At 60.9% G+C, this 25,800-nt stretch carries 21 protein-coding genes; all 21 read right to left on the minus strand.

Annotated features, from left to right (window positions below):
- Positions 1–5 precede the first annotated feature (5 nt).
- A complete protein-coding gene (locus tag CVS48_RS07010) occupies positions 6–1,007 on the minus strand; it encodes a glycosyltransferase family 2 protein (RefSeq protein ID WP_197723162.1) in 1,002 nt (333 codons plus the stop codon).
- Entirely contained in the window at positions 1,004–2,257 is a 1,254-nt protein-coding gene (locus CVS48_RS07015; protein WP_100853818.1) for a glycosyltransferase family protein, read from the minus strand. Before CVS48_RS07015 ends, CVS48_RS07010 begins: the two co-directional genes overlap by 4 nt.
- Positions 2,254–4,167, minus strand: a complete 1,914-nt coding sequence (locus CVS48_RS07020) for a hypothetical protein (RefSeq protein WP_100853819.1) — start codon at positions 4,165–4,167, stop codon at positions 2,254–2,256. The genes CVS48_RS07015 and CVS48_RS07020 overlap by 4 nt, the downstream gene beginning before the upstream one ends.
- Before the next feature lie 17 nt (positions 4,168–4,184).
- Positions 4,185–6,146, minus strand: coding sequence for a hypothetical protein (locus CVS48_RS07025; RefSeq protein WP_126376227.1), 1,962 nt, complete (start codon positions 6,144–6,146; stop codon positions 4,185–4,187).
- Entirely contained in the window at positions 6,146–7,945 is a 1,800-nt protein-coding gene (locus tag CVS48_RS07030) for an ABC transporter ATP-binding protein (protein WP_100853821.1), read from the minus strand. Before CVS48_RS07030 ends, CVS48_RS07025 begins: the two co-directional genes overlap by 1 nt.
- Positions 7,946–7,960: 15 nt before the next feature.
- The gene (locus CVS48_RS07035) at positions 7,961–8,839 is read right to left on the minus strand and encodes an ABC transporter permease (protein WP_100853822.1); all 879 of its coding nucleotides are present in this window, start codon (positions 8,837–8,839) and stop codon (positions 7,961–7,963) included.
- Between the two features lie 53 nt (positions 8,840–8,892).
- Positions 8,893–9,681, minus strand: coding sequence for an SDR family oxidoreductase (locus CVS48_RS07040; RefSeq protein WP_279629473.1), 789 nt, complete (start codon positions 9,679–9,681; stop codon positions 8,893–8,895).
- A gap of 225 nt (positions 9,682–9,906) precedes the next feature.
- Positions 9,907–11,217 (minus strand): glutamate-1-semialdehyde 2,1-aminomutase, encoded by a 1,311-nt coding sequence (locus CVS48_RS07045; RefSeq protein WP_100853823.1) that lies wholly within the window; start codon positions 11,215–11,217, stop codon positions 9,907–9,909.
- A 20-nt stretch (positions 11,218–11,237) separates the two neighbouring features.
- A complete protein-coding gene (locus CVS48_RS07050) occupies positions 11,238–12,242 on the minus strand; it encodes a Gfo/Idh/MocA family protein (protein WP_100853824.1) in 1,005 nt (334 codons plus the stop codon).
- Between the two features lie 15 nt (positions 12,243–12,257).
- On the minus strand, positions 12,258–13,013 hold the full coding sequence (locus CVS48_RS07055; protein WP_100853825.1) for a cytidylyltransferase domain-containing protein: 756 nt from the start codon (positions 13,011–13,013) through the stop codon (positions 12,258–12,260).
- Positions 13,010–14,047: an N-acetylneuraminate synthase family protein gene (locus CVS48_RS07060; protein ID WP_100853826.1), complete on the minus strand. Its 1,038-nt coding sequence runs from the start codon at positions 14,045–14,047 to the stop codon at positions 13,010–13,012. Before CVS48_RS07060 ends, CVS48_RS07055 begins: the two co-directional genes overlap by 4 nt.
- 60 nt (positions 14,048–14,107) lie before the next feature.
- Entirely contained in the window at positions 14,108–15,157 is a 1,050-nt protein-coding gene (locus CVS48_RS07065) for a nucleotidyltransferase family protein (protein WP_100853827.1), read from the minus strand.
- The gene (locus CVS48_RS07070) at positions 15,154–15,798 is read right to left on the minus strand and encodes an acetyltransferase (protein ID WP_100853828.1); all 645 of its coding nucleotides are present in this window, start codon (positions 15,796–15,798) and stop codon (positions 15,154–15,156) included. Before CVS48_RS07070 ends, CVS48_RS07065 begins: the two co-directional genes overlap by 4 nt.
- Positions 15,791–16,858: an N-acetylneuraminate synthase gene (gene neuB / locus CVS48_RS07075; protein ID WP_100853829.1), complete on the minus strand. Its 1,068-nt coding sequence runs from the start codon at positions 16,856–16,858 to the stop codon at positions 15,791–15,793. Before neuB ends, CVS48_RS07070 begins: the two co-directional genes overlap by 8 nt.
- Position 16,859: 1 nt before the next feature.
- Positions 16,860–18,029 carry a UDP-N-acetylglucosamine 2-epimerase gene (gene neuC, locus CVS48_RS07080; RefSeq protein ID WP_100853830.1) on the minus strand — a complete coding sequence of 390 codons (1,170 nt, stop codon included), beginning with the start codon at positions 18,027–18,029 and terminating at the stop codon, positions 16,860–16,862.
- On the minus strand, positions 18,026–19,213 hold the full coding sequence (locus tag CVS48_RS07085) for a LegC family aminotransferase (protein ID WP_100853831.1): 1,188 nt from the start codon (positions 19,211–19,213) through the stop codon (positions 18,026–18,028). The genes neuC and CVS48_RS07085 overlap by 4 nt, the downstream gene beginning before the upstream one ends.
- 10 nt (positions 19,214–19,223) lie before the next feature.
- Entirely contained in the window at positions 19,224–20,219 is a 996-nt protein-coding gene (locus CVS48_RS07090) for an NAD-dependent 4,6-dehydratase LegB (protein WP_167400958.1), read from the minus strand.
- 352 nt (positions 20,220–20,571) lie between these two features.
- Positions 20,572–22,446 carry a polysaccharide biosynthesis protein gene (locus CVS48_RS07095; RefSeq protein ID WP_100853833.1) on the minus strand — a complete coding sequence of 625 codons (1,875 nt, stop codon included), beginning with the start codon at positions 22,444–22,446 and terminating at the stop codon, positions 20,572–20,574.
- 60 nt (positions 22,447–22,506) lie between these two features.
- Complete coding sequence (locus tag CVS48_RS29465; protein ID WP_175121078.1) at positions 22,507–23,985, minus strand: hypothetical protein; 1,479 nt, start codon at positions 23,983–23,985, stop codon at positions 22,507–22,509.
- The gene (locus tag CVS48_RS07105) at positions 23,972–24,673 is read right to left on the minus strand and encodes a lipid II flippase family protein (RefSeq protein WP_100853834.1); all 702 of its coding nucleotides are present in this window, start codon (positions 24,671–24,673) and stop codon (positions 23,972–23,974) included. The genes CVS48_RS29465 and CVS48_RS07105 overlap by 14 nt, the downstream gene beginning before the upstream one ends.
- Positions 24,670–25,785, minus strand: coding sequence for a glycosyltransferase family 4 protein (locus tag CVS48_RS07110; RefSeq protein WP_100853835.1), 1,116 nt, complete (start codon positions 25,783–25,785; stop codon positions 24,670–24,672). The genes CVS48_RS07105 and CVS48_RS07110 overlap by 4 nt, the downstream gene beginning before the upstream one ends.
- Positions 25,786–25,800: the final 15 nt, after the last annotated feature.

The following is a 25,800-nucleotide window of genomic DNA, read 5'->3' on the forward strand; positions in this document are numbered from 1 at the left end:
GCGCGCTAGTCTTTATACGGTTTCTTATTCAGTACGCGGAGCAGTTGCCAGGGCGCGATCGAGCGGTTGCGCTGCAGGACCCGGCGCTTGCGCCAGATTTTTGGTAAGCCGCGAATGGCATCCCATTTGGCGCGCATGACACCCCGAAAGTTGCCACGCCGGACATACCGCGCGATTCCAAGCATGTTGAGCGCGATATGCAGTGGCAGGAAGAGCCAGAACAGGTACCCCGGCATATTCTTGGCAAACGTCCAGACCAGATTGCGCTGTCCATGATAAATATAGAACTCGCTTTGTTTTCCGGTCACGGCCGAGCCAGCATGCAATACGGTCGAACCGGGTACGCCCAGGCAGCGATGGCCCGCTAGGCGCAGCCTGAAACCGAGGTCAACATCTTCCATATAGCAAAAAAAATCTTCGTCAAACCCGCCGGCGGCAAGAATAATATCTCGCCGGTATAGTGCGGCCGCCGCGCAGGGTGCAAATATCTCACCGTTATCCGTGGAATAGGCGGTGGCCGGCTGATTGATACCGCTACGCCACGCATAGCCGCTGACGTGATAGCAATCGCCATTGCCATCGAGCAAGGCCGGATTATCTGCTCGCAGCAGGCGTGAGCCAAAAAAGGCAAACTGCGGATAGTCGAGGGTAGCCTGCGCCAGCCGCGCCAACCACTCAGGATGCGGCACGGTGTCCGGATTCAGCAGTGCAATCCATTCGCAATCGCCCACGTGGGCGAATCCCAGGTTATTGCCAGCGGCAAAACCCAGGTTGCCAGCCGCTTTGACGTAGACCAGATTGGTGTGATGCGCCAGTCGCGCGACGTCGTCGGGAGATTCGTTGCCATTGTCGACGACAACGATGCGCATGGGCGGCATAGTCTGTGTCATCAGGGCTTCCAGACAAGGGTGCAGCAGGTCCCAGCAGTTGAAGGCGACGATTACGACGGAGCAGCGCGGCGCCCCGGGCATTCCGGTGGCGGCCCCGGCAAGAGCGAAGGTGTTCATGGCCGAGAAGATCCCGGGGCTGCTGGCGACGCCGTGCCAGCGGCGAGCAAGTCGATCAGCTCGGCAAGGCGTGCGGGCGCCAGGGCGTCCGGACGAAAGTCGAAATACATCCGGATCTCCTGTCGTTCGGTATCTAACATCGCATGGTACTGGGCTGGGTTTGCCAGTGTGTCCAGAAGCGTATCGAATTCTTCCCAAGTGGTGAATTTGGTGCCGGGCAGCGAGGAGAACAGACGCTGGTCATATGGCGAACGTACCGAAATTCCCGACATCAGGCAGATACGCCCACGTGCGATGTTCTCCACGGCGGCGGACGAAATATTGGTGACGCAAAGCCACACACGTTCGACCAGCGCGCTTAACTCGATGTCGACATGTAATTGCAGCCCAGGTACATCTTGCAGCCTTTTGTAGGCTGCCACGTCATCGGCGGGGTGCAATTTGATGTGCAGGATGGCTCCCTTGGGCAAGCGCCGGTCGAGCACACCGCGTAGCTGCAGGAGTTCCTCAATCTGCCTCTCATGGGCATGAGCATCTCCCATCCCACTTAGGAAGTTGGTGCAGAAATACAGCACGTCGCGTGTGTCGAACACGCCTGGTTCGGTATGGGAGATATCCAGGCTGGGATGACCGGTGATATGTACCGTGGTGCCCGGACTCGGCTGCCTGTCGGACAGAATTTTGGCCCATCTTTCGCCATGTGCGGCGATATGGTCGCATCCACCCATGCCATACGGAACACGGCCCAGTTGTGCTCCACCCAGAGCTAGCCATGCCTTGGTGCGTAGCAAATGCAGGCGGCCTCGCCAATCGAGCGAGAATTGGTCGGAGACGAAACCGTCCTGGACGAGTAGAGTCGGAATGCGCAAGGATTGCGCTGCGGCGATCGCGGCGCGTTCGAGATGGCCTGTATCGTTGCCCAGCACCAGGAGTCTTGCTTGGTTGCGAACCAGCATCTGCCTGAAATCTCGCATACCATCACGTCGCGCGGCCAAAGCGCGCTTCATCGTGCGGACCAGACGCGACCCATCGTCGGCACGAATGGTGGAGATCGGCTCCATCGGCAGATCCAGACGCTGGGCCGCGACGGCCGAGGCGACGTTTCCGTGAATGCCGCGATAGAAACTGTCCAGCGACACCATGACCGGCTGCAATTTTCCCTGTTCCAGCAAGGTGCGCAAGGTCGGCGTGAACAGTTTGACGTGCAGCGCACTGCTACAGGCAAAGAGGATATGGGGAAGCGGTTTCATAGCGGCCGCGCTTTCATTTGCTGCACAAGATAACGTGCCGCAGATGGGCCGTCGCCGGCGCACCATTGATTCGAAAACTCACGGCTTGCGGAGTGAAATTGATCAGGGGGGGCGTCTAGCAGGGCCTGTAATGCTCGCTCTATCTGATCGGGGCGGGTCACGTAAGGCAATGGCGGCGTGGCGATCGAGAAACCAGTGAACTCTGGGGTGCCCGCCAGATTGATGAGCAGGACAGGCCGGTTGGCGTTAGCCGCTTCCAGAAGTACGGTGCTGGCCTTGCCCACAATCACGGCGGCCTGGGCCAGCTCAGTAGCCAGTTCCGTTTGCGTGCCCGAAACCACGCGGACGTTCGGTAAGCCCTCGAGCATGCGCTCGTAGTCTTCGGGAACATGGCGCGGGTGGGTTCGCACCACCAGATCAGCCCCCCGTGGTAGATGTCGGGCGAGGGCGCGAAGTGTGAAGGCTTCCTCCTCCACGGTCATCAGGTACGGACAGACCAGCGCATTGGCGCCGGTCAAATACAGAATGCGCGGGGGGGAGGCTCTGTCCGTCTGCGGCAGGTCGGCCGACCGGTTAAATCCCATGATGTCCAAGCGTTGTGCGGGCAGCGCGTAGCGCAACAGCGTATCGCGGTACCCGGGGCCCCACACAAAGAAGCGATCCGGGATCAAGCGTGTATCGGATTCCAGGGCGGGCAGGTAAAAGCCGGCATTGGTGACGCGTTGCGGGGTAATGATGCCGCCTTGTACGCCCCAGAGCTCTCCGCCGGCCTGGTGTACCGCCAACGCCAGCGAACGGCCCAGGTTGGAAAAGGATTCCACGGCGAGGACGCGGCCGATGCGCTCGCGCGCAACGAAGCGCTGTGCGATCGCGGAATGCAGCGCACCCGCGGCCAGCAATGACGGCATCAGTTCGGCCAGCGCTGCGCGTACCAGGGGATAGAACTCCATGCCGTCGGTCGAGAACAACGCCTGGAACGCGGGCTCGGTGTCCCAGGTGGCAAAGCGGGCCTGGAAGTCGCGCCGGGCTCGCCAGATGGCTCGCATGTCGGCGAAGCGGGCGTACGTATACCAGGGACGGTATTGGCCTGTCAGGATGGCGCGCCAGGCATGCAACTGCTGAGCCAGCGCACCGCCGCCAGCGCGCGCCGGGTGCAGGCCCGTCTTTACGTAGTCGGGAAACTCGGCACGGATCTCCGCTTCGATATGATCGTAATAGACATCGCTGATGAACTGCTTTCCGTCCTTGCCAATGAACGTCTTGGTCATGTCACCAAGCGAGCAGAATAGCGCTAGCCGTCTTTTGTTCGGGCGGCGGCCTTCGATTATTCGGCGCAATGTCATCAGGCCTTTGGCGATGACTAGGGTGTCCAAGCGGCGCCAGATCCCTGCCAACTTGCCGGGTGGCCGCAATGGTTGCGGCGCAGCCTCGTGCGAGGTCCAGACCGGATTGAGCCGGACGCCGGGTAGCTGCGCGAGTGCGGCGGCGATCGCATGCCCCTGTGGCGCGAGAATATTGATCGTGGCGCCGGGATGATTCCGGCTTATCTGCCGCACCAGGAACAGGTGCAGAATTGACTCGAAAATGCCGCCGCGAATTTCAAACAGCGAGTCGTGGCACAGGTTCCAGAGGGATGGCGTGTCTGCGTCAAACAGCGTGGTGAATCCGCTGGCGCTGGCGCGTGCACGCTCAGGCAGTGTGGCCAGCCACGACAGCGCGGCGGTGGCTGCGCTGTCAAAGATGACGTCGCAATCGCGATATAGATACCGGGACGTCACGCCGGCCTGGGCCAGCGCCGCCTCTGTCTCGATGGAATCCGTGTAGAAGCACGACGTGTCAGCGAAGCCGTCGCGGGCGTCTCGCCACGGCGCAGGACCGAGGACGAAGGTAATAGAAGGGGTGGTCATCATGCGTCAGATCTTGCGGACTATAGATCCGCGCTGGCCGTACCCTGGCGGACGCCCGCTTCCTGCAGGATGAGTGCGGTGATCCGCGATGCCGCTTGTCCGTCGCAGGGGCCGAAAATACGCTGCGCGAGATTGCGCGCCGCCTCGACCGACTCACGCCGCACCGCCTCGTGCTCGAGCAAAGGCCGAAGGGCGGCCTCTAAATCCTGTGGCTGGTCGACAAAGGGCATCATGCCGCGATAGTTCTCGACATGGGGAAGGTCGAAGTAATAGCGGGACTCGGGGTAATTCAGAAGCACGCACGCATTGCCGGCTACCGTGGCCTCGCCAAGGATCGACGAGAAGGTACCGACAATCCAGTCGGTCACCGCCAACAGGTCGGCATTGCCCAACACTACATCCTGGGGTGCGATCCAGATGCGGTCGCGGTTCAGTGTGGCAATTTTCTCGATCAGCGGCATATCATCGCTGGTCCAGGGCTTCATAATGATGCGGAAGTTAAATTCCTGGCCGAGGCGGCACAGGGTCGAGATCGTGTCGATGAAGTGGTCATCGCGTAGCAGCAAGGTATCGAGCACCTTCGACTGGCCGGTGAACATCAGATAGCGGCAATCGGTTGGGAGCTTGAGTCGCTTGAGCCTCGCGTTACGGCTTTCCTCGCTGTGCGCGCGCAGTCGTGCGTGCTTGTCGACGCGAGCGTACCCGGTTACGACCAATTGGTCTTCGCGGTAGCCGAAATCCAGGAACTGTTCCTTATGCATGTCACCCCACAGTGCAATCTTGTGCGGGGTGGCGAAGCCTAGGGGGTTGGTGACGCTGTAGTAGCCGAAGCGCTTGTGATCCAGCGCATGCAGGTAGGGCCCAAGCGCCTGCTGCACGCCCACGACGCGGCATCCTGAGAGCAAGGCGGCGGTGGTCAAGGGGCGGAACACACCTTCCCAGTTATACATGAACAAGGCCTTCGGCTTTATCTTGCGCAGCACGCGCAGATAGGCGTCGAACTCCGCCAGGCGCACGGTCAGAATTTCCACCAGCACGGGCAGCGTCAGATAGCCGCCGATTACAGGCCGGCTGATCTCGAATACTTCGTGCAGCGCCCGCAGGAAGGGGGGCGGCAGCGACTTGAGAGTGAGCGGAGGCAGCGCTGAGCGTAGGAAGTCCCAGCCCTCGGTCGGTACGTCGACATCCCGCTTAGCATGCACTGAATAGCGGTCACCCAGAGCCTCGTGAGTCTGTTCGATGACGTCTTCTGCATACGGCAGCACCGCGGTAACGCCGTCGTCACCTATATCCACATGGCGCCGCAGGTTTTCGAGCTCTATGACGCTGAGTACATCGGCGCGCCGTTGCTGCGCCAACCAGAGGCCACGGTAGAGGTCACGCGCCGTGCGCTGCATCCAGTCTCGGAAATCCTTCAACGACTGCCGATTCGCGATCGAGCGGGCCGTCTTGATGTCGAAACGTAGGCGGGCGCGTTCGGATTTATTCAGGCCCTTGATGGGCGCCGCCATGACCGGTAGCCGGCTGTACAGGCTGCCACCCAGGGACACCCAGCCTTGGTCGCCGTGGGCGGCTGCGGCCTTGCGCAATGCTTCCTGGCGGCGTATGGCAAGGTAGGCTGGTTCCTGGAAGGCGATCTCCAGGAACCACCATGCGCTGATGCCTTGGTACGTGAAAGATTGATATATCGGCTTGCCGGTGGTCTTCAACACCGTTGCGGACAACTCTGCTACCCAGTCGCGCGCCTTAGCCCGTGCTGAATCGGCGGGATCGGTCGGACCGAACTCGGAGATGTGCCGGACGTCGGGATCGCCATGAAACCCCCCCATCGACCTTGCCTCGACGCAGATTGGCGCGTTTACGAAACCCTCGCAGGCTTCGCGGATCTGCGTGGCGGAAAGTACGCCCTGTACAAAAACCAATGGCTTGGGGCCGCTGCCAGGGGACAGGGGCGATTCTGGCTGGACCGTCGGTGCGTTCATTAGTGGCGCGCCGTGTCTGCAAACCCGCTGGTCTGCATTTGTTGCTGGATGGCCATGTCCAGGGGATTGAAATCCGTACCGGGGCTGGCATCGCCCATGTGCAACACATTGAGGTAATGCGAGATGACTTCCTGGGGGTCCCCGTAAGCCTTCATCTTGCCACCCGAGATCAGCACCGCCTTGTTGCAGCGCTGGGCAACGAACGGCATGCTGTGGGTGACGATGATCACGGCCTTGGCGCGGTCGATCAACTGACTCATGCGGTCGGCGGCCTTTTTCTGAAACTTGATGTCGCCCGCGCTGAGCAATTCATCCAGCATCAGCAAGTCTGGCGACACGCTGGTCGCCAGGGAGAACACCAGACGCCCCTTCATGCCGTCCGAGTAGTACTTGAAGGGCTTGTCGATGGCAGGACCCAGCTCGGAGAATTCCCAGATTTCATCGAACAGCTTGTCCAACTGCGCCTTGGACAAGCCCATGAAGGTGCCGGCCAGATAGATGTTCTCGCGGCCGGTGAGTTCGTTGCGCGCACCCAGTCCTGCGCTCAACAGCAGGTGGTGGGCACGCAGGATGATCTCGCCTTTGTGGATAGGCAGCAGGCCTGCCACCGCTTTCAGCAGGGTACTTTTGCCGGCGCCGTTGGCACCAACGATACCGACGATGTCGCCGGGAAAGACGTCGAAATTGACGTCATCAAGCACCAGGAACCGCTCCCTTCCCGATCGCTTGATCAGCGAACTCAGTGCAAAGCGCTTGTTCGGCGTCAGCATGAACTGTGCCGTGAGGTGATTGACGGAAAGAATGGGCGTGGGCAGCGAGCCTTCGTGTTCCTTGGTCCATTGCGCCGCCCGGTCGGGCGACACCCAGTTCAGCAGCGTGTCATAAATCCATTCCTGTACGCCGTGCTTGGTCAGCTGCGTTTCGAGCAGCGCCAGGATCTTGTCTTCGATGCCGGACAGCCACTTCTCATCCACACCTTTGAGCAGGTGATACACCTTGCTGGTATCGCCACTGTCAATCAGTTCGACGGCGCGGGTGGCGAACAGGGGTCGGTCTTCGCCGAACGGCTGCAGGACCGCGGAGGGCGTATGCTGGATCTCGATGCCATGGATATAGCCACCCAGATCGGGACCCGGGTCGCCCAGCAGCCGTATGGCCAAGCGGTCGAAATCGCGGTGTCCCGCGCGTTGCTTGCTCTTTTCGAGCACGCCATTGACGTACAGACGCGCCGAGGTGTCGTTAACTACCAGGGAGTACAGCTTTAGTACCCGCGCATTGCAGGCAAACACCACGCCATCGTGGATGAGGGAGACGTTGGAGTTACTGAAGCGGATGCTCTCGCTCCCATTGGCACCTTCCAGCGCGAGGTAGAAATTGTCGCCGATGTTGCTCGGGAAGCTGGCCAGGAAGTGAACAGCATAGCTGCCGCCGGCCGGCAGGTTCGAATACTCGAGCGAAATCCTCTGTGCGCCGAGCGTGACGAGTTCGACCCCCGGCCCTGGCCGCGCCGTGCCGTTACCTTCCTGGGTGAAATGCTCCAGCCATTCCTGCCCGCGAGACATCGCCCAAGTTCTGAAGATGCGGCTGGCGCCAGTCTGTGTAGCTTGCGCCTCCAGATAGGCGTCCAGCAGGGCAGGCGAAGTGTCGAAATCGCCAAGCGCGCGGAACAGGTCGGCGGGCAGCGCCTCGCCGTGCGCCACATTCGCGCAGGCTTGTGCGGCGGTTGTGAAAAAGCCGTTGTCCGCCGTTTCCAAGATGGCGTGCAGCGACGCAGGAAGAATTTTCGATTCGAGACTCATGATTCGCCTAGCGCCTTACAGGAACGCGAAGAAATAGTAGCGCGCCCAGTTAAAAACGCGGATTGCCAGCACACAGAGCACCGAGGACACGCCGAGGATCAACCACAGTGGGCCGGTGGCCGGCGCAATACCGTCTATTAAGATGTCGCGATAGGCGGGCAGGATGTGGGCGAACGGATTGAGCATGTAGATCCAGAGATACTGCTCGGGAATCTTGGATACCGGATAGATACCGGGAGACAGGTACCACCAGATGCCGGTCACGGCGTACAGCACACCGCTCAGGTCCTTGATGAAGGTGCCAATCACGGCGAATACGACCGTCAGGAAGAGCATTAGCGAGAATTGCGCCGCGACCACCAATGGCAGGTAGATATACGCAGTAGTCGGGAATGCTCCATGCCATCCGAGGAACACCGCCAGCACGATGAAGGACATCAGGAAGAAGAATGTCTCGGTGGCCATAAAGCCCAGCACCACCATGATGACCGGGAAGCGTGTCTGCTTGAGCACCGCGCCATAGCCGATGATACTGAGCGGCGCGCCGTCAATGGTGCGCGAGAACCACCGCCAGAACACCACTGAAGTCAGGATAAAAAGGAACTGACGCTGTTCTCCGCTGTACGTGAAGATAACCGTGGTGATGAAGAAGTAAAGCACGGCCATGACAATGGGCTCGAGCAGCAACCAAGCCTGGCCCAACGCCTTGTCGAAGATACGGGTGCGAGCTTCGGAACCCACGATGAAGCGGATCCGTTGCAGATCGATGCCGAGTTGGTGAAGGCGTTCCTTCCATGCGGGCTTGCGCTCGACGATACCTTGCGGCGTTACCTTGAGTACGAAACTGTCAGGTGCGGGCTGGGGACTCAGCGCGCGCCATTGCTTATTGATCATTGCTGTAAATCCTGTTGATGCTCATAGTGGAAGCAGGCTAAGCAGAGCTGCGTCTACCAGGCCGTCCAGCCACCGTCGACGACTAGGTTCTGTCCGTTGACGTAACTGGAGGCGTCGGCGGCCAGGTACATGACGGCACCGATCATTTCGTTAGCCTGTGCCATACGGCCCATCGGGACACGGGCGGAATAGCGCGTGTCGAATTCCTCGTTCTGGCCCGACGACACGCCGCCGGGAGTGATGCAGTTCACACGTACGCCCTTTGGTCCCCAGTATGTCGCCAGGTATTTCGTCATCGAGACGATGGCGCCCTTGGTGGCCGAGTAGATCATCGGGGTATTGATGGCGCCGCCCAGGTCGGCATACCAAGAACCTTCGTAGATGCGCTGGTCGGGGCCGACGAGCCCATAGATGGAAGAGACATTGATAATGCTGCCCGAACCCCGTGCGGCCATCGACGGTCCCAGTTCGCGAACTGTCAGGAACAGTGCATTGACGTTCACCGCCATTACCGCGTTCCAGGTCTCCAGCGAATAGGACTCCAGAGGTGCGAAGAAGCCTTCGGCCTTGGCCGCCGCATTATTCATCAGCACGTCGACATGGCCAAAAGTATCCAGGATACGCTTGGCCCAATCCTTGATCGAGGCTTCTGAGCTCAGGTCCACGGCCATGCCGACGACCCGCGAGCCAGTTTCGGCGGCAAGCGTCGTTGCCAGCTTGTCGCAGTCTTCCTGGCTGCGGTCGGCGATGATGACCGTAGCACCCAGTTCGGCCATGGCGCGGCAATAGCCACGGCCGAGAAGCCGACGCCGCCGGTAATCACGGCGATCTTGTCGTTCAATTTGAACAGTTCAGTGGCGGTAGTCATGTCGAAAGTTCGATCTGGCAAAGGAAAAGACGGCAGGGTCCGAGCTGGGCCACTGCCGGGGTGTCAATACGGATGCGTCGGACGACGGCCCGGGCGCCTTGTGGGCGCGGATTCGCGGTCTTGGGCCGGCGGTTCGTGTTCGCCAACCCCTATTTGGAGTTGGCGGGCACGTAGGGATGCCGTTCGATGGCTTGCGGTACTAGTTGTACTTGCGGAAGACCGGCTTGACTACGGGGCCGGTCAGCAGGCCTTCGACGCTGCCTTTGTCGATGGCGTTGGCGACGACCTTCAATGCTGCATCCATCGCTTCCAGCGTGCGGTCCACTTCTGCCTGGCGATGCGAGGCCGAGATGGCGATGTAAGGGATCAGCACACCCTGACGGATGGTCTCCTGCAGGAACAGCGTACGCAGGGCCATGTCCACCTTACCTGACGCATCGTAGAACGCGTACCAGGGGCTGATTTCCACTCCGGCCATCTTGGCGCGTTCGCCAATGCCATATTGCTGGGCCGAACGGTTGAAGCCAGCAGTCAGCTGTTTGCCGACATTCCAGTTCTCTTCGATGATCGACGTGTCACGCAGCAGCTTGATGGTGGTCAATGATGCGGCCAGCGAATGCGTTTCCGCACCGTTGGTGGTCGACAACAGGAATACGCGGGGATGTGGGTGATCCAGGCCGCCGCGTTCCATGATGTCGCGCCGTCCCACCAAGGCCGACAGCGAGAAGCCGTTGGCCATGGCCTTGCCGAAGGTGGCAAGGTCGGGCGTCACGCCATAGAAATGCTGGGCGCCACGCACATTCCAGCGGAAGCCGCTGATGATTTCGTCGAACACCAGCACTGCGCCATGCTGGGTAGCCAGCTCGCGCACGCGCTCCAAGAAACCCGGCACCGGCGCGGACGTGGCTGCTGCCTCCAGAATGATGCACGCGACCTTGCCATTGTTCTCTTCAAGCAAGCGCTCCAAAGCCTTGGCGTCATTGAACGGGAAATGGCGCGTCAGATCCTTCGAACTCTGGGGGATGCCGGCGTCCATGGCGGTATCGCCGATGAACCAGTCATCCACGCTGAAGAACGGGTGGTCGAGGCAGCGAATGATCATGTCGCGGCCGGTGAAGGCGCGCGCCAGGCGGACTGCGGCGGTGGTGACGTCGGAGCCGTTCTTGGCGAACTTGACCATCTCGGCGCAAGGAACCAAATCCACCAGCAGCTGGGCGAGTTCGGCTTCAAGCGGCGCGGGCCGCGTAAAATTGACTCCGTTCTCGAGTTGCTTGCGCACACTGTCGAGCACCGGCTCGTAAGCGTGGCCCAGGCAGACCGAGCGTAGGCCCATGCCCCAGTCGAGGAACTGGTTGCCATCCAGGTCCCACGCTTGAGATCCCTTGCCGCGCGTGATGAAGCCGGGCGACAGTTCAGGGAACTGGTCGTCGCCCTTGCTGTAGGTATGACCGCCGCCGGGAATCAGCTGGTTCGCGATCTTCCCATAAGCTTTGCTCTTTTCGAATTGCATGGCGTTTTCCTCGCTGGAGCCTAGGCGGCGACTCGCCGGCCTGTCTTTGCCGATTCCTCGGCGCGATACAGCAAATCCAGAATCTTGATGTCGTCCCGGAGGGTGTACGTCGGTGCTGTCTTGGACTGGATACAAGACAGATAGGTACGGATTTCCTCAATGTACGGTTCTTCGGGATTGATGTACTTCGATTCCACGGTGCCCAGTCCCACCGATTCTTCCGTCCATTGGCCAGTGGCGGCGCTGTAGACGCGGATGCGCTTAGCGCTGTCGTCCCACTCCAGCGTGCCTTCTGAGCCAGTGATGCGCAGGTGGCGTACCGCCGAGCGGCTGAGCACATCGACGATCAACTGGCCCAGCGCGCCGGACTCATGCCGAGTCTGCAGCATGTAGATGTCGTCAATGGCGGCTGGCATGTCCGAACGCTTGGCGTGGCGCCCGTCGATGTCGGTCACGGCGCCGAACAGGGGTTCCAGCCAGACCATCTCGAACGGGACGATTTCGCGGCAACCGCCAGTTTCCGGGTTCGAGACGTAGAAGTCGGTGATTGGCTCCCAAGGGTGCCAATCAGGCAGATACTGGCCGCTCTGGTACTGCCAGGCGAGCACCTTGCCGATGGCGTCGGACTGTACCAACTCACGTACGCGACGCGGGCCGGCGAAAAAGCGCATGGTGCACGATGGAAATGCGACCAGCTTCTTGCTGTCGACTTCCTGCGCCAGCTCTTCCAGGCCCTCGGCCAGCACGCTGGCTTCGATGAACATGTGCTTGCCCTGCGCGGCAGCCTTCTGCGCATAGGGCAGATGGTGGTCAGGCGGCGTCGAGATCACGAAGGCATTGGCGGCGTCGACGTCTTCATCCCGCAGCGTCGTGTGGGCCGTGATGCCGTATTTGGTGCGCGCCTCTTCAGCGCGATCCTCGCGCTTGTCTACGCCAACGATGTCGCTGGGCGAAATGCCATTGGCGAGCAAGTTGCGCACCCGGCGCTTGCCCATGGATCCAAGACCTACAACTAGAAGCTTCATTGATCTATCTCGCGATTACTTGAACTTTACGGGAGCTGCCTTTTGCAGGTGGTTCTCGTACTTCACTTGGGCACTGGCGTTGAGAGTGGCGAGGTCGGGCCTGCGGTTGACCAGTAGGTCCATCAACTCGAAGCTGGAGAAGTCCGTGCGGTTGTCGAAGGCTTTGACGACTTCGCACACCAGCGCATAGTCTTCCTCGTAGTCGAGCGTCAGTCGGATGCCGGGATGATTCAGCGCGGCGTCCTTGACGGCTATTTCCTTGGCGCGGAACTTGCCCGAGCCGATGAAATAGCCGCCCCAGACTTCCGTGTCCAGTTCATCTTTGAGTTCCAGCACGCGTGCCAGCGCGGTGGTGGTCAGGCCAGTCGAAGCGGCGCCTAGCGGCAGGCCGGACAGGTAGACGCAGTCTGCGTCGCCCTGACGCAGCGCTTCGGCGACCATCGTGATGGCCTCGGGGAAGCAGAAAGGATCGTCACCATCCACCACCACCACCGCGTCCAGACCGTATTGCTTGGCGGTCTGGTAGTAGCGGTCGAGCTTGTCTTCTTCGCTGCCACGGAAGGCCGCAAAGCCTTCCTTCTTGGCCAAGTCCGCCAGCACGGCATCGTCTTTGTGTGTCGACGTTGACAGGATGACGGCGTCAATTCCCTTGGCCATCGCCAACCGCTCCAGCAGGCGCGCCGTCAGCGGCTTGCCAGCCACGTCCAGCAAGACCTTCTTGGGCAGGCGGGTAGCCTTTTCCCGTACGGAAAGTAGGCAGCCGATCTTCACACCAAATCCTCCAGCGCGATGCCGTCATTCTCGACCAGGCTAGACTTGGTAGTGCGGCCGATGACGGCATTTAATTGGGCCGGGCTCATGCCGACGTCGCCGCGCTTGAAGGTGATGTCGGCGCGGGTCAGCACCGTGCCCGAGGCGATCGGACGCGCTGCTACCATGCGCTTGCGCGATACCGAGCGGTAGCGCTCGGCGGCAGGCGACAGGGCCGTCCAGTTTTCCTGGCCCAGGGCGATTTCACCGGCGCGCACGTAGGCGACGAATTCCTTGAAATCACTCGGGTTCAGGGCAGCCTCGAAATCCTCGCCCTTTTCCGCACGATCCCAGGTGATGTGCTTTTCCAGGCAGCTTGCGCCCAGCGCCAACGCCAGCATGGGGATGGCCTTGGCGATGGGGTCTGCGCCGTCGATGTGGTCGGCCAGACCGACCTTCACGCCGAACAGCTTGCCCATCGTCTGCATTTGCTGGACGTTGGTGTCCTCGAGCTTGGTCGGATAGTTCTGGAAGCCGTGCAGCACTGTCACTTCGCCGCCGCCATTGGCCTTGAAGATGTTGAGCGCGTTTTCGACTTCGCCAATGGTGGCGCCACCGGCGCGGAACAGCGTAGGGCGACCGGTCTTGGCCAGCGCGTGGATGAACTCCTCTTCCACAAAGGCGGCGGCCGTCAGCACGTAATACTCGGGCTGCAGTTGAGCTTCACAGAATGCCAGGCTGGCCTGGTCATTCGCCATGACGCACAGCGCGATGCCCGCGGCGCGCGCTTCCTTGGCGAAGCGGACCCAATCGTCGTTCGACGGATTGATGTCCTGCAGGTACTTGTAGACCTGCATGTGTTCCTTGCCAGCCGACACACGGCCCTCGCCGCTGCCATAGTGCGGAACCATGTACGTGGGCAGGTCGGTGATGTGGATGCCGATAGCGTCCGCGCCCGCGTCCTTGGCGGCCTTCATGATGCCGATGGCCTTATCGATCGAGCCGTCGTGAGCCCAGGCCATTTCCGCAACGATGAGAGTGTGTTGGTTTGCCATGATTCAATATCCAGGGGGAAAAGTGCTTCCGATGTCTAGTCGGGAAAATAAAGCTCGGTGTTACTGAAAAACCCGGCTGATATCCGAGTTCGCCTTTTGGTAGTCAGGCAGCCGCCCGATATCAAGCCAATAACCATGGACTTGATATACGCGCGACCGCATCTTGTGGTCGATCATTTGTTCGAACAGCGTGGGCATGTCGAAGAACTGGTCTTTCGGCACCAATTCGAGTGCGGCCGGCGACAGGACGTAGATGCCAGCGCTGATCAGCGACTTGTGGGCCGGCTTTTCCTCGATATGCGAAATATCACCACCCTGCTCGTGCACTACGCCATAGGGAATCTGGAATTCATATTCGCTGACGCCCATGGTCGCTACCGCTTCGGTGTCCACATGCATATCGAGCATGTGCGAATAATCGATATCGGCCAACAGGTCACCGTTGGCCACGATCAGCGGTTCGGTGGGCATCTCGGGGATCAGGCTGAGCGCGCCGGCGGTACCCAGGCGCTTGTTCTCGCGCAGGTAGCGAATCTGCGCACCGAACTTCTCGCCATCGCCGAAGTGGTCTTCAATGACTTCGGCCATGTAATTTACCGCGAAATAGAAGTTCTTGAAGCCCTGGTCCAGAAAGTTGCGGACGATGGTTTCCAGTAACGGCTTATCGCCCACCTTCAGCATCGGCTTGGGGGTGGATTTGGTCAGTTCGCCCAATCGCGTTCCCAGGCCGCCGGCCATCAATACCACCCAGTTCTCGCGGCAGGCAGGCAGCAGATAGTCGTCCAGCACCTCCAGGCCGACAACACGTTGGGCGTTGTCGACGATGGGCATCTGGTGCAGCTTCAGTCGGCGCATGAGCGCCACGCTGACGTCCCGGCTGTCAGCTGCGCTGACAGCGTGGGGTGTGCGGTTCATGCACTTGTCGACCGTGTCGGGCAGGGACAGACCCTTGAGAAAACCGCGGCGGATGTCGCCGTCCGAAAGGGTGCCCAGCAACTTGCCGTCGTCGTCCACGACAATGGCAAGTTGGGCGCCAGCCGCGTCGATCTTTAACATTGCTTCGCGGATCGGGGTGCTGGGTTGCACCAGCAGGGTCTTCCAGTTTTTCATGTCTTTTCCATTGGTCTTGCGGGCACGCCAGCTAGCCGGGACCGCGTAGCGGCATCGCGCACAACCACGGCGCCCGCGGCGACCAGGCAATGATCGCCCAGGGACACACCTTGAATGATGGTGGCACCAGCGCCGATATGGCAGTTTTCGCCGACTGTAACGCCGCCCGAGAGAGTCGCGCCGGTCGCCAGGTGGCTATGTACGCCGATCGTGCAGTCATGCTCGACAATCGTGCCCGTATTGATAATCGTATTGGCGGCGACGGTCGCGCCCACCTGGACCACCGCGCGTGCCATGACCTGGCAGCCTTCACCGATCGAGGCGTGTTCGGAGACGGTGGCGCTGGGGTGCACGATAGTGGCGAAGCGATAGCCTTGCGCCTTGAATTTCAGGAATACGTCGCGCCGCAGCGTCGAGACGCGGGTCGTGCCCAGGCCGTTTGCCAGCAGCACGGATTGCGGTTCATGCCTTTTCAGCACGTCATCATTGCCTAGAACCGGAGCTCCGCAGCGCGTCGTGCCCCAGGCGGCAGGATCGTTATCGGTGAAGCCGAGCACCGGTCGTCCCGCAGCCTGCAGCGCGTCCGCGACCACGCGGCCGTGTCCACCTGCGCCAACAATGATGATGGGCAACTCACGCATCCAGGATTTCGTCCGCGGCATATTGGCGGTTAGCAGGAGTACCGGACAACTGCCAGTAGAGATACGGCGACACCCCGTTGCCGGGGCGCTTGCAGGCCAGCGCCAGCGGTTCTCCAACTGCCACGTCCCGGGCCAGTACCAAGCTCTTGCGTGCAACGATCTTATTGCGGGATTCGGAAGCCGTAGGACGCTTGATGCCGTCGCCCAGACAGACTTCGATATCCCGGATGGCCGAAACCATCGCGGTCAGCTCAGTCGGTTCTAGCGACGCCTTGTGGTCGGGGCCCGGTAACTCGCGATTGAGTGTGAAGTGTTTTTCTATGATGGTCGACCCACGCGCCACGGCGGCGATCGGGATGTGGATGCCGACGGTGTGGTCGGAATAGCCGGTCTCCAGGCCGAATGCAGCCGTGAGTGTTTCGACGGCGCGCAGATTCACTTCGGCAATGGGCGCGGGATATTCGGTGGTGCAATGCAGGACCGCGACGCGTGCCTTCAGGGCGGCTTGGCCGGCGTCGGAGGCGTATGCCGCGTCGAAAGCCGCCGGTCCGGGCGGGGCATCGGCTGCCGCGACGAAGCCGAACGCCAGCACGCCCAACGCGGCTTCGACCTCGGACAAGGCGCACATACCCGTCGAGAGGATGACGCGTTGCGAGGCGCGGGCGATTTCCAGAAGGAAGGGCGCGTTGGTGATATCGCCGGACGAAACCTTAATGGTGGTCAGGCCTAAGCGACCGGTCAGGAGATCAAGGGTGGTGCTGTCGAACGGCGTCGAGAGGAACTCGATGCCGCGGGTCTTGGCGTGGGCAATCAGTTTCAGGTGTGCGGCTTCGTCAAGTTCGAGCTTCTTAAGCATGTCGAACTGGCTTTCCGCGCTGGATGTGGTGCGTGTCTGATAGTGCGCCTTGGGAGCCACCTTCGAGGCCAGTTGCGCGGCGCGGAAGGTCTGGAACTTGACTGCGTCGGCGCCGGCCGACGCGGCGGCGTCGATTAGCTGTATTGCCATATCGAGCGAACCATTGTGGTTCACTCCCGCTTCGGCAATGATAAATGTCTTCATGTCAGTTTCCGTGCGTAATATCGAAAAAACGCTTCCGGATGTCGGGCAGCGATTGTTTGAGTTGAGCCACAATCGCCGCCGCAGCATTGCCGGAGCCATACAGCGACTCGGTGGTGCGCAAGGTTTCCTGGAAGTCTGGTGATAACGCTTGTCGGATGGCGGCGACGATATCGCCCCGGCTTTCGGGCACGTCAATCACGGAGGCCGCCTTAAGGCGGCCATTTTGCCGATCACCGATGTTTACCGTCGGCCTGCGCAGGGCGGGGGCTTCGGTCAATCCGCTTGAGGAATTGCCAAGTACCAGATCCGCCTGCCGCATCAGGTTCAAGTAGCGTTTTTGTCCCAGGGACACGAATGCCTTGGCGCGTTCAGCGTGCCTGGCAACGAAGTCGTCGATGCACTGGATCAAGGCGCGGCCACCGGTATCAGCATTCGGATAAGTGAAGATCAGCGTGGCCTGGGGAAATTCCTCCAGTGCCCCCAGCAGTTCCTGCATGGGACCCACGGGGGATTTGCCGGACAGCGTCACCGGATGGTAGGTAATGAGGAATAACGGCGACCTCAGGGGGAACTCGAGCGATTCGGCCAGCTCTGGAGGCGACATCCACGTCTGCTGCGACAAATAGTCCAGCCCAGGCGCCCCCACATTGAAGACGCGTTCGGGTGCTTCACCGAGCTGTACCACACGTTTGCGATACGGTTCGGCAGCCACGAAATGCCATTGCGCCATTTTGGTGATCGCATGCCGAATCGCCTCGTCGAAGGCGCCTTCGGAGATTTCCCCGCCATGTATATGGGCCAGCGGAATCCGTGCCAACAGAGCGGCCTGCGCTGCGGCCAAGATCTCGAAACGGTCTCCAAGTACGAGCACGATGTCCGGCACCAACCGCTCGTACGCATCGGCAAAGCCAATTACGCCAAGGCCGAGCGATTTCGTGACCGCGACTTCCGTATCGGCCGAGATCAGCATGTCGACTCTCGCATCCACGGTGAAACCGTCCGCTTCGATTTGCCGGACGGTTTGCCCGAATTCGGGCGACAGGTGCATGCCGGTGGCGATGATCTGCAATGCCAGGGCGGGATCAGCGTCAATCGCCCGCAGGGTGCTGCTGAGCAGACCGTACTCGGCCCGCGAGCCGGTGACAACGCAGACCGTGCGTGCGTGCGTCATGCGCGCTTTCCGGAGAGCTTGGGGCTGCTGGGAATATTGATCAGGCTGGCTTCGAGCGCCAGCGCAACCGGCAGTTCGGCACGTGGGCATTCGGTGTACATGGGCAGCTTGTGCAGAAGCGTCCAGGCGGGGCGGCACTGGAAACCGGCTTCATTCGAAACGTCCAGCAAGCGATTGCGGGCTTCGATATCCGGCGTTCTCAAGCGCACTACGTTCAGCCAGTAATTACTGTGGCAATCCGCCTGCTCGGAGACGAATGCGATGTCAGGTGTGGTTTCGAAGCTTTGACGATAGTTGTCAGCCAGGACACGCTTGCGTTGCAGGAATTCGGGCAGCAATTCCAGTTGGGCGCAGCCCAACGCGGCGTTCAAGTTGGGGAGGCGGTAATTGTAGGCGACCTCGTCATGGAAGAATTCCCAGCGATGCGGACGTTTGGCGGTCGTGGTCAGGTACTTGGCGCGCCGTGCCAGTTCGGAATCATTGGTAATGATGGCGCCGCCGCCGCCCGTGGTGATCACCTTGTTGCCATTGAAGCTCAGGATGCCCAGGTCGCCAAAGGTGCCCGTATGACGGCCCTTGTAGGTCGTCCCGAGCGATTCGGCCGCGTCTTCCACGATGGGCACGCCGAAGCGGCGTGCCACGGCCATCAGCCGGTCCAGATCGACGGCGAAGCCGAAAGCGTGCATCGGCACAATCGCTGCGATGCGGCGGCCCGTCAGCCGATTGAGCAGGCCGCCGGGTGTGCGTTCGCCGATGCGTTCAAAATGCTCCTCCAGTAGCTCGGGATCAAGCCCGAGACTGTCCATGTTGCTGTCGACGAAATGCGGGACGGCCTGGCAGTGCGAGACCGAATTGGCGGTGCCGACGAAAGACAGCGCCGGGATGATCACTTCGTCGCCTGGTTTGACGCCAGCCAGGTTCAGGGCGATTTGCAGCGCGGCCGTGCCGTTGACAATGGCTACGGCGTGCTTGGCGCCTGTGACCTCCGCCAAGCGGCGTTCGAATTCATCAACGTATTTGCCGACCGAAGACACCCAGCCGGTATCGATGCACTCTTTGACGTACGACCACTCATTGCCGCGGAATTCGGGCTCGTGCAACGCGACAAGGGATTCGGGCTTGCCGAGAACCTGGTGCAGGCCGGCAAGCAGTTGCTGTTCAAGCGAATAGTGTTTTTCGGACATGGCGTGCTGCTTAGATGTTGTAGCGGTCAGCTTTGTATGCAGCCAGGTTGGCCGGGTTTCGGAACCATTCGGCGGTTTCTTCCAGGCCGCGCTTGAAGCCGTCGCGGCCGCCATAGGATGGCTCCCAGCCGAACGTGTCCTTGGCTTTCTGGTTGGCGGCCCAGAGTCGCTCCACCTCGGAGTTCTCGGGGCGCAGGCGCGCTTCGTCGGTGATGATCTCGATTTCCTTGCCCATGACTTCGGCGATCAGCTTCGCGGTATCACCGATGGAGATTTCGAAATTGCTGCCGAAGTTGACAACCTCGCCCAGCCCGCCGGTGCCTTCCAGCGCGGCGATGAAGCCGGAAACCGTATCCTTCACAAAGTTGAAATCCCGGGTCGGCGATACCGCGCCAAGTTTGATCTGGCGTTGCCCGTTGGCAATCTGGGTAATGATCGTCGGGATGACGGCGCGGGCAGACTGGCGCGGACCGTAGGTGTTGAACGGCCGGGCGATCACGACCGGAAGGTCGAACGAGGCATGGAAGGAGTAGGCCAGTTGGTCCGCGCCGATCTTCGAGGCCGAATAGGGTGACTGACCTTGCAGAGGATGCTCTTCGGTAATAGGAACGAAACGTGCCGTGCCATACACTTCGCTGGTCGAAGTGTGGATAACCCGCTTGATACCCAGTTCGCGCGCGGCCTGCAGCACGTTCAGCGTGCCCTTGACGTTGGTATCGACGTAGGTGTCCGGCGAGTGGTACGAAAACGGAATGGCGATCAGGGCCGCCAGGTGCAACACGGCATCACAGCCTTGCATCGCTGCCTTCACGCCGTGAGGGTCGCGGATATCGCCCGAAAAAACGTCGAGCTTTTCGCGAATATGTTTCGGACTCTGATCCAACCAACCCCAGGAATTGAATGAGTTATATAGCGTGAAAGCACGGACGTCGTAGCCCTGAGCGATGAGGGTTTCAGTAAGGTGAGAGCCGATAAAACCGTCTGCGCCCGTGACGAGTACTTTCAAGATAACTCCCTGATGTCTTTATTCAGACTAAGAAATAATTAACGGGATTCCGCAAGTTGAACCAACCGGAATCCGAACAATGGTTTCTCGATTCACGCATCGTTAATAATTCTCATTAATGCGATGCAGCTTCCCGAGAAATCAATAGCAATACACTATTTGCGAAAAATTCCCATAGCGTAAGACTTCGGACGCAGTTAAGCGATACGAAATCTCTACCAATTTTCAATGGCGTTAGTTTACCGGCTTTGCCTTCGGCGGGCACGGAGGAAGGTGCTGAGTTCTGTTGCCAGTAGAGTCAAAACATCGCTTGACAAGCAATTTGGCAATACCTGGATGCGGTCGAAGACCTTTAGTGTTGCGCCGGTGAATACTCTTTGACGATTTGGCGCAAAAGCGGAAGCACCGCGGCGTGGTCGCTCGCCTCCAGAGCGGCGTCGAGGGCGGTCAGTTGCGCCATGAGTTCGGCATGGGCAAAACAGGACTCGGTGGCCCTCATGATGCGAGGATGGGGTGTTTCCTGAACATTGTCCCCAATAAGCAATTCTTCGTAGAGCTTTTCGCCCGGACGCAGGCCCGTGATGCGGATTTCGATGTCTCCGTCGGGTTGTTCCGGACTCTTTACAGTGAGGCCATAGAGACGGATCATCCGCTCCGCCAGTTCCTGGATGCGTACGGGAGCACCCATATCCAACACCATGACCGTGCCCGACGCCCCCATGGCGCCCGCTTGCAGCACCAATTGGGCCGCTTCCGGAATAGTCATGAAATAACGGGTGATGTCGGGATGGGTGAGGGTGATGGGACCGCCAGCCAGGATCTGCTTGCGGAACAGGGGCACCACGCTGCCCGAGCTGCCCAGCACATTGCCGAACCGGACCATTGAAAACCGCGTCGCGTCCTGGATCTGCGCCTGGGCTTGCAGGACCAGTTCGGCCATGCGTTTCGAGGCACCCATGACATTGGTCGGCCGGACGGCCTTGTCGGTGGAAATCAGCACGAAATCCTTCACCCCTGCTTCAATCGCCGCCTGGGTAAGCATCAGTGTGCCGAACGTGTTGGTGCGCAATCCTTCGACGATATTAGTTTCGACGATGGGAACATGTTTGTATGCGGCGGCATGGTAAATGGTTTCGACCGAATGGCACCGCATTAAGTCAAGGCAGTATGCCCTGTCACGTACTGATCCCAGTGTTGCGATTATTTCGCATTCATCTTCTTTGACCAGACGCGAAATATCCTGCTCGATGTTATATAGCGCGGCTTCGGAAACTTCGAAAAGAATCAGTTTGCGGGGCTGCAGCGCGACGATCTGGCGGCACAGTTCCGAACCGATGGAACCGCCTGCTCCGGTGACCATGACCACACGGCCGGTGACGCATCGTCCCAGCAATTGCTCGATCGGCGCCACGGGGTCGCGGCCAAGCAGATCTTCCACCTGGACGTCGCGCAGGCGCACGCCATTGGATGGTTCGATCAGTTCCTTCATGGTGGGGACGAGGCGGATGCGCAGATGGTAGGCTTCGGCCATCTCGACAATTGAGCGGATCCGGGGCCGCGAGGCCGATGGCATCGCGATCAGCAACTGCCTGACGTTGTGCTTGGTGATGAGGCGGCCCAATTGCGATGGCGCGTGTACTCGCAGGCCGGCCACCATCATGCGATGTTTTTTGGGGTTGTCGTCCAGCATTGCGACCGGATAGTAATGCGGGCCTGCGCGCAATGTGACCGCCAGTTGCGATCCCGCGCCACCAGCGCCGTAAATCAGCACGGGCTCGCGTTCCGCGCTGACCCGGGCGTCATTCGGAAAAAGTGCTCGGCGCGCGGCATAACGAGTGGACAGCAAGCCGGCCAGGGCTAGCGAGGCGTAGATGACGAGTACGCCGCGCGACAGGCCTGTGGAAATATGCAGGAAGGTGTTTGCCGCCGTGACCACCATCACCGATACGAGTACGCCGCCGACAATGGACAGAATCACGCGCTCGCTCATGTAGCGCAGGATGTAGTAGTAGACGCTCAGCGCCGCCATTGCCACGATGCCGCCGACACACGCGACGACCGACAGCAGCAGATATTGCGGCGTGAGGAAGAACAATTCGAAGCGCAACAACAGCGCCAGGTGGAACGCGGCCAACAGGATGGCGGCGTCAACCGCCACGGACAGCAATTGTTTCGCCGGCCGTGGCAGGTTCACGAAGATCCGCCTGAACGCGTAGGGAAGCACCATGGTATGCAGTGTTGCTGAAAAGAGGTCTCGGTTCGGCCTATGGCGATTACGCGCGCTTGTTCAAGCCACCGAACGTTTGGGCAGAGTGGCGAGCACTACGCCCAGAAGGAACCAGAAGGGCTGGAAATATACCAGTGAACTCGGCGCGATGCCGGCCACGCACACCACGATCAGCGCCAGGCGACCGTAGCGGTCGGCACGCCATAACAGCCAGCCGATGAAGATGATCCATGGCAGGCCGAAGAAAAAGAACATTTCCAGCCAGAAGAAATGGGGCGATGCCCACGCGTGGTTATCGAGTGGCCAGGTTACATTCAGTTGCCCCACGCCCAGGCCGGTTAACCATTGCCACCAGGGCATGTGTCGCGCCGTCTCATACATCTCATACAGGATCTTGCTGCGGATGGCGGACGACACATCACCGCCATGCGCTACGACATCCGTTAACGTGGACGGCGCCGCGGGCGGCAGCGGAAGGGCGGTCGTCGGTGCATCCGCTACCGTCGCGCCCGCGGTGGGCGGGGTCGGCGCGGCAGGAGCGAGGGGCGCGGTGGCAGTCGCGGCGGGCCCGGAGCCAACGGCGGCTGGCCCGGCGGGCGCGCTCGGCACTGCAGCCGTGGCGGCCGTGTCCGGCGTCGGCGGCGCGTGGGGCACCGGTGGCGGCCAATGGGCCGAGCCGGCCCCAGGGGGCGGGCGCACGCATTGTGCGGCGATCATGCCCAAGGGAACCGCATCCGCCGTCACGGTGGCGCATTGATGGATGGGCTGTTCCTGGACCAGGGAGGGCAGCGCCCCGATATAGAAGCTGCCGCCGTGCAGCGCCATGCCAGCCGCGCTGGCCACTACCCAGGCGAGCGCGAAGCGCAGCCGAGGCATGCTGTTCTTCAGCCCCATCAGCAAGTAGCCCAGTCCCAGAATGCCCAGTGCCAGCACATCGGCGCGTCGATTCAGGCCGAGCGAGTAGACCCAGGCCGCCGCAAACAGGAACCAGGGCAGGCGGCGCCGGCTCAACAGCCAGATCACACAGGCAAATACCAGCGCCGTCGCCATGTCGTTGATGTTGTACCAGACGCCACCGGTAATGGGCAGGCTATCGCGGAACAGCGTGGCGTTGGTCCAGGTGTCGAAAATCGGGAAGAGCGCGGTCACGAACCAGTAGATCGTGAGCGGCACAAACCAGCGTTCGAAAGGGATGCCACGCCGTACCATGGTCTCTCCCAGCACCATATAGAGTGCGCCGATGGCGAAGAAGACAGCGTAATTGACATAGCGGGCCGAATCGATCATCCAGAGGGATGACGCCAGGATCAAGCTGCCTCCCACGGCAACCAGCATGCGCGAGCGGGTCTGCGCCAGGGTGCGCCTCCAGTCGGGACTGAGCGCGAACAGCACCACGATCAGCCCGACTCCCCAGTGGAATGGGCGCAGCGGCTCGGCCAGGTAGATGGACGAGCCGGCGAAGCCCAGCAGGAAGGCAAATGTGGCGATGGCGGCCGGATGCCGGAAAACGCGCATGTGCTCAGTGTCAGGCGAAGCCATAGCTGATTCCCAGGAAAAGCACCGGGGCTATCAGCCCGATTGCGATCAGCCGGCCCGTCAGCATCGCCTGGACGGCGTGGTAAACATCCGCGGTGGCATGGTCGTCGACAATGCGCGCCACCCGTGGTTCCAGGATGAAGGTCAGCAGCACCGTGGCGGCGCCATTGATGATGCCGGACAGTTGTGAAATGGTGCTCCGGTAATCGTGGAACACCAGCGCGAAAAAGTACGAAAGCAGCACGCCCAGGCTGTAGCAAAGGAACACCGCGGCGGCGAGCACAACGATCTTGCGCAGTTTCAGGTGTGAAGGGACGTCCAGGTGCGCGCGGATCTGCGCGGCGCTCAGGAGAGGCTGGCCGGCGCGGCGCAGCACGAAATTGGCGAGCAGGCGAATCCATGCATAACGCATGGAACGCGCCGCCAAGGACAGCAGGGAGGCGCAGATCAGCGCGCCCAGGCACATCTTGATGTATAGCGATATGGGCACCTGACGGTCCACCATGAACCCCAGCAGGGGCAGGAGTGCCAGATAAAAGAAGCGGGTAACGGTGGTGGTCGCGTTCTGGATGGCATAGCCCGTCACGGGTTTGCCGGCCACTCGCCCAGCCACGCGGGCGTAGTAACTGAGATATTCCAGCAGATGGATGATGGCGTAGCTGGCAATGACCAGATAAGGGAGGAAAGTCATGGCGTGCCTGCTTGGGTGTCGCGGTATTGCCGCAACGTGTTTTGATAGGCGCCGAGCATGCTGTCGAGACTGGCTCGCCAAGAATAGTGCATCTGGACATGCGCGCGCCCGGCCTCGCCCAACCGCCGACGTAGCTCGGGATCCGCCACCAGTTGCCGCAGCCGCGCCGCGGCGGCAGTGGCATCCAGCCGGGGTACGACATACCCGGTCACGCCGTCGACCACGATCTCGGCCGGGCCATCCGCATCCGAGACCAGCACCGGGATGCTACAGGCGCATGCCTCGAGAATCGCCACGCCAAAGCTGTCCATCCGGCTCAGTGCCACGTAGACGTCCAGCTCCCGCAGGGCGGCTGGGACTTCGCTGTGGGGGATATGGCCGAGGAAATGGGTGCGATCGGCGATGCCGAGCTCGGTGGCCATGGCCTGCAATGCCTGCGCCTGGGAGCCAGAACCGTAGATCTTGAGTGTCAGCCGGTCGGCGGTCGCGCAAGCCTCGGCTGCCAGAGTTGAGACAAGACGAGAGAACGCCTGAAGCAGGATGTCGATGCCGTACGTGGTTTCCAGCCCCTTCACCGTACCGATGACGATGGGGCGGGTGTCGTCGGTTTTGGTCGTTGCCGGCGCTGGCGAGAAGCGTTCGGTATCGATCCCGAACGGGGTGATATGGACGGGGCGGTCGGTGAATTGACGCACCTGTCGGGCCATTGCCTGTCCGGTGACTGCTACCGCGGTGGCCCGGTCCAGGTTGCCGCGCAACACACGGCGATGCAGGCCGCTCTTGTACGGGAAGGCGTAGATATCGCTGCCCCATGCGGACAGCAGCGAGGGCGTGAAACCGGCCAGGCGCGCAAGCGTGCCGTATCCGGTGGCATAGTGGGTATTCAGCAGGTCCGGGCCAATCTTGCGCAGCGCGCGACGCAACGCTGGGGTTGCCAGCAGGTAGCCCTGTGGCGAGCCCCAGGGCAGCCGGTGCAGCGACACGCGCGGGTCGTAGGCATCATCCTGGCTTGTGAGCGACAGGACGTGCGTGTCCACGCCTCGGTCCGCCAGACCGTTGGCCCATCGAATCGTGTGGATGCTGTGCGCGGGTCCCAGGAGCGCGATTTTCATGTAGCGATGCTCGCG

Origin of the sequence: Achromobacter spanius, assembly GCF_002812705.1 — a bacterium.
Classification (GTDB): domain Bacteria; phylum Pseudomonadota; class Gammaproteobacteria; order Burkholderiales; family Burkholderiaceae_B; genus Achromobacter; species Achromobacter spanius.

What these genes read in the sequence shown, in the direction of transcription:
- CVS48_RS07010 (WP_197723162.1), bottom strand. Translation starts at nt 1,007, where the DNA reads ATGAACACCTTCGCTCTTGCCGGGGCCGCCACCGGAATGCCCGGGGCG.
- CVS48_RS07015 (WP_100853818.1), bottom strand. Translation starts at nt 2,257, where the DNA reads ATGAAACCGCTTCCCCATATCCTCTTTGCCTGTAGCAGTGCGCTGCAC.
- CVS48_RS07020 (WP_100853819.1), bottom strand. Translation starts at nt 4,167, where the DNA reads ATGATGACCACCCCTTCTATTACCTTCGTCCTCGGTCCTGCGCCGTGG.
- CVS48_RS07025 (WP_126376227.1), bottom strand. Translation starts at nt 6,146, where the DNA reads ATGAACGCACCGACGGTCCAGCCAGAATCGCCCCTGTCCCCTGGCAGC.
- CVS48_RS07030 (WP_100853821.1), bottom strand. Translation starts at nt 7,945, where the DNA reads ATGAGTCTCGAATCGAAAATTCTTCCTGCGTCGCTGCACGCCATCTTG.
- CVS48_RS07035 (WP_100853822.1), bottom strand. Translation starts at nt 8,839, where the DNA reads ATGATCAATAAGCAATGGCGCGCGCTGAGTCCCCAGCCCGCACCTGAC.
- CVS48_RS07045 (WP_100853823.1), bottom strand. Translation starts at nt 11,217, where the DNA reads ATGCAATTCGAAAAGAGCAAAGCTTATGGGAAGATCGCGAACCAGCTG.
- CVS48_RS07050 (WP_100853824.1), bottom strand. Translation starts at nt 12,242, where the DNA reads ATGAAGCTTCTAGTTGTAGGTCTTGGATCCATGGGCAAGCGCCGGGTG.
- CVS48_RS07060 (WP_100853826.1), bottom strand. Translation starts at nt 14,047, where the DNA reads ATGGCAAACCAACACACTCTCATCGTTGCGGAAATGGCCTGGGCTCAC.
- CVS48_RS07065 (WP_100853827.1), bottom strand. Translation starts at nt 15,157, where the DNA reads ATGAAAAACTGGAAGACCCTGCTGGTGCAACCCAGCACCCCGATCCGC.
- CVS48_RS07070 (WP_100853828.1), bottom strand. Translation starts at nt 15,798, where the DNA reads ATGCGTGAGTTGCCCATCATCATTGTTGGCGCAGGTGGACACGGCCGC.
- neuB (WP_100853829.1), bottom strand. Translation starts at nt 16,858, where the DNA reads ATGAAGACATTTATCATTGCCGAAGCGGGAGTGAACCACAATGGTTCG.
- neuC (WP_100853830.1), bottom strand. Translation starts at nt 18,029, where the DNA reads ATGACGCACGCACGCACGGTCTGCGTTGTCACCGGCTCGCGGGCCGAG.
- CVS48_RS07085 (WP_100853831.1), bottom strand. Translation starts at nt 19,213, where the DNA reads ATGTCCGAAAAACACTATTCGCTTGAACAGCAACTGCTTGCCGGCCTG.
- CVS48_RS07095 (WP_100853833.1), bottom strand. Translation starts at nt 22,446, where the DNA reads ATGGTGCTTCCCTACGCGTTCAGGCGGATCTTCGTGAACCTGCCACGG.
- CVS48_RS29465 (WP_175121078.1), bottom strand. Translation starts at nt 23,985, where the DNA reads ATGGCTTCGCCTGACACTGAGCACATGCGCGTTTTCCGGCATCCGGCC.
- CVS48_RS07105 (WP_100853834.1), bottom strand. Translation starts at nt 24,673, where the DNA reads ATGACTTTCCTCCCTTATCTGGTCATTGCCAGCTACGCCATCATCCAT.
- CVS48_RS07110 (WP_100853835.1), bottom strand. Translation starts at nt 25,785, where the DNA reads ATGAAAATCGCGCTCCTGGGACCCGCGCACAGCATCCACACGATTCGA.